We start from the raw sequence: 212 nt of genomic DNA, 5'->3' as shown, positions 1-212 counted from the left end.
ATCGGGAAGACAGGATTTGAACCTGCGACCCCCTGGTCCCAAACCAGGTGCTCTACCAAGCTGAGCCACTTCCCGTTAATAAAAGCGCGCCCGAGAGGAGTCGAACCCCTAACCTCTTGATCCGTAGTCAAACGCTCTATCCAATTGAGCTACGGGCGCATATGGTGCCGAGGGCGGGGGTCGAACCCGCACGGTGGTCACCCACCGCAGGA

General features: G+C 59.0%; 2 tRNA genes. Both read right to left on the bottom strand.

Features of this window, described 5'->3' with window-relative positions:
* Position 1 precedes the first annotated feature (1 nt).
* Positions 2–75: transfer RNA gene (locus ACSG5Z_RS32875), tRNA-Pro, on the bottom strand.
* Positions 76–85: 10 nt separating this feature from the next.
* Positions 86–159 (bottom strand) — tRNA-Arg (locus ACSG5Z_RS32870).
* Between the last annotated feature and the right edge of the window lie 53 nt (positions 160–212).

Origin of the sequence: Bacillus pretiosus (assembly GCF_051294775.1) — a bacterium.
GTDB classification, from domain to species: domain Bacteria; phylum Bacillota; class Bacilli; order Bacillales; family Bacillaceae_G; genus Bacillus_A; species Bacillus_A wiedmannii.
The sequence above is the reverse complement of the archived record's forward strand: the minus strand, read 5'-3'. Positions and strand labels throughout refer to the sequence as shown.